2 protein-coding genes and 2 tRNA genes are annotated in these 3277 nt (G+C 59.8%); all 4 read right to left on the reverse strand.

What is annotated here, in order from left to right:
- Positions 1 to 226: 226 nt before the first annotated feature.
- Positions 227 to 1780: an ABC transporter permease gene (locus JFT63_RS29250; RefSeq protein ID WP_057702591.1), complete on the reverse strand. Its 1554-nt coding sequence runs from the start codon at positions 1778 to 1780 to the stop codon at positions 227 to 229.
- Positions 1780 to 2805 carry an iron ABC transporter substrate-binding protein gene (locus tag JFT63_RS29255; RefSeq protein ID WP_057702592.1) on the reverse strand — a complete coding sequence of 342 codons (1026 nt, stop codon included), beginning with the start codon at positions 2803 to 2805 and terminating at the stop codon, positions 1780 to 1782. The genes JFT63_RS29250 and JFT63_RS29255 overlap by 1 nt, the downstream gene beginning before the upstream one ends.
- A gap of 143 nt (positions 2806 to 2948) precedes the next feature.
- A tRNA-Leu gene (locus JFT63_RS29260) sits at positions 2949 to 3035 on the reverse strand.
- A 154-nt stretch (positions 3036 to 3189) separates the two neighbouring features.
- A tRNA-Leu gene (locus JFT63_RS29265) sits at positions 3190 to 3276 on the reverse strand.
- Position 3277 lies beyond the last annotated feature (1 nt).

Here is a 3277-nt window from a genome sequence, read left to right on the forward strand (position 1 = left end):
GATCCATGCCCAGGCCGAGCGTGCCGCGCAGGCGGTGGTGGAGACGACGGCCAGTGGGAAGGTGCTGGATGGGTTGGCGGCGCAGTTGAAGGCGAGCCTGGGGCAGTTCCGGGCTTGAGGTTGCCTGGACTGGCCTCATCGCAGGCAAGCCAGCTCCCACATTCAACTGCATTCCAAAGTTGGAGCGCGGTCAACTGTGGGAGCTGGCTTGCCTGCGATAGCTGTTTCAGCGGCTCAAATACATCCGCGTCGTAAGCAGATACACCGGCAACCCCGACACCAGAATCAACAACGCTGCATACGGCGCCGCCGCCGCAAATTCCACATTCGAGGTATGCGCCCAGACGGCCGTCGCCAAGGTATTCAACCCCGTCGGGCTCAGCAGCAGCGTGGCTGTCAGTTCCTTCATCGCATCCAGGAACACCAAGGCAAACGCCGCCCCCAGCGCCGGAAAGATAATTGGCAACGTCACCCGGCAAAACGCACTGAACGACGATGCGCCTAACGTGCGCGCCGCCTCTTCCAATTGTGGCGCCGCTTTGTTCAGCGCTGTACGAATCGGTGCCTGTGCCAACGGCAAAAACAGCAGCGCATAAGCAATCAGCAACAACGCCGAGGTTTGGTACAGCGCCGGCACGTAATGCAGGGCGAAATACACCAGGGTCAGCGCAATCACCAGGCCGGGCAGGGCATGCAGTAGATACGGCAAGCGTTCGGCCCAGATTGCCAGTTGGCCTTTGTAGCGCACCACCAGCAATCCAACCGGCACTGCCAGTACCAGGCACAGTGCGGCGCCGCCCAGCGAGAGCGCCAGGGATGACAGCAGCGCCTCACCGATCTCGGCCATCGGAAACGCTGCCGACGAACCGACTGCCAACCAATACCCGAGCATCCCCAGCGGAATGCCGCTGCCGATGATCGCCAGCGCCAGGCAATACACCTGGCCCAATGGTGCCCATTTGCCCAGTCGAACCTGCTCGGCGTGTCGCGCCGCGCCCTGGCCGATGCGCACGTGCCGGCCTTTGCCGCGTACACGCAGCTCCAGCCACAGCAGGGTCAGGCACATCACCAGCAGCACTGCCGAGAGCATCGCGGCATTGGCATTGCTGAATTCCAGTTCGAACTGCTGATAGATCGCAGTGGTGAAGGTCTGCAACCCGATGATCGACAGCGCGCCGAATTCCACCAGCATGTGCAGTGCGATCAATAGTGAGCCGGCCAGCAGCGATGGCCACAGCAGCGGGAGTGTGATGCGAAAGAACACGCCCCAGCGGTTGTGCCCCAAAGTGCGGGCCGACTCTTCCAGGGAAGGGTCAAGATTGCGCAGCGTTGCCGCCACCGGCAGAAACACCAGCGGGTATTTGGACAGGCTCATCACCAGGATCGCACCGCCGAGGCCCTCGAGCTGTGCGCTCAGCGATACCCAGGTAAAGCTGCTGACAAACGCCGGCACCGCAAACGGCAGGCACAGGATCACGCCCCAGATGCGTCGCCCCGGCAGGTTGCTGCGTTCCAGCAGCCAGGCCAGGGACAGGCCGATCACGCCGCAGCTCAGGGTCACGCCGACCATCAGCGCCAGGGTGTTGCGCAGCAGCCCGAACACATAAGGCCGCCACAGTAGATGCACCGCCTCCGTCCAGCCCGCCTGCCAGGCTTTGAGCCCGACATAGGCGAGCGGCAACAGGCTCAGGCCAACCAGCAGCAGCACGGGCAGCAGCAGCCAGATCGACGGGCGTTTGCGACGGGGGGTGAACCCCGCGACGGAGAGCGAGGGGTTCATCAGTTCAGGCCAACGTCACGTTCCAGTTCCAGGGCTTCTTCGGCGTTACCCAGGTCTGCGGGGGTGACCTTCGGTGGCTGCAGCTCGCTAAATGGCTTGAGGCCACGGTTCGATTCCATGCCCTTGCGCAGCGGGTATTCGGCCGAGGTGTTGGTGATCACGCGCTGGCCTTCTTCACTGGCCATGAATGCCAGCAGTTGCTGAGCTTCTTTGGGATGTTTGCTGGATTTGAGTGCGGCAGCGGAAGATACGGTGATCAGGCCGCCGGCATCGCCATCGGTGAAGTAATGCAGTTGGGAGTCCAGGTTGGTTTTTTCCTTTTTCAGGGCAAACCAGTAGTAGTTGTTCACCAGCACGGTGGCCACTTCGCCGTTTTCCACGGCCTTGAGGGCGACCATATTGTTGCTGTACACCTTGCCGAAGGCACGCAAGCCGGTCAGCCACTCTTCGGCAGCTTCGCGACCGTGCAGCTTGATGATCGCCACCGCTTGTTCCTGGAAGGCGCCGCTGGTGGGCACGAAGCCGACCTTGCCTTGCCACTCGGGGCCGGCGAAATCCAGGACGGATTTGGGCAGGTCCTTTTCAGCAATCAGTTTTGGGTTGAACGCCACGACACGGGTGCGTGCAGTCACGCCCATCCAGTCGCCGTTGCGGCCAACGTAATCCTTGGGCAGCACGTCCAGGGTGCTGGCATCAATTTTTGCCAACAAGCCTTGCTCGCCGAGTTTGTTCAGCGGTGGCGACTCTTCGGTATAGATCACGTCGGCGGGGGAGCGGTCACCTTCCTCGACCACCTGGCTGGCCAGCTGATTGCTGCTGCCTTTGCGCACGTTGACGTGAATGCCGGTCTTGGCTTCAAAGGCTTTGGCGAGTTCATCGCCGACTTCCTTGTGTTGGCCGTTGTACAAGGTCAGGGCGATCTTGTCGGCGGAGTAGGCGGCGGGCGAGAGCAGGGTCAGGCCGAGCAGGGTGAGGCTCAGGCCGCGCAGAAGAGATGTCTTGAGACGGTTATCGCGGATCATCATCCGAAGTGTTCCTCGCTATATGCAACAAATCATTGCAAGGATAAACGATAAAACTTCTCAAGTGCGGATGAGGGGGAAATCACTGGCGAGATTTTCAAACGCCAGAAACGAAAAAACCCGCTTTCGCGGGTTTGATCTGAATTTGGTGCCCAGGAGAAGACTCGAACTTCCACGACCTTGCGATCACCAGCACCTGAAGCTGGCGTGTCTACCAATTTCACCACCTGGGCATTATCTAACAACGTTGCCGCTGTTGATGGGGCGAACTATACGGCGGGCTTTTTGATCTGTAAACCCCTGATTCGAAAAATATAAATCAATTTTTCCGTTAAAAATCAAAGGTCTGAAACGAAAAAACCCGCTTTCGCGGGTTTGATCTGAATTTGGTGCCCAGGAGAAGACTCGAACTTCCACGACCTTGCGATCACCAGCACCTGAAGCTGGCGTGTCTACCAATTTCACCACCTGGGCA

The organism is Pseudomonas sp. MF7453, assembly GCF_016405455.1.
GTDB lineage: Bacteria > Pseudomonadota > Gammaproteobacteria > Pseudomonadales > Pseudomonadaceae > Aquipseudomonas > Aquipseudomonas paralactis.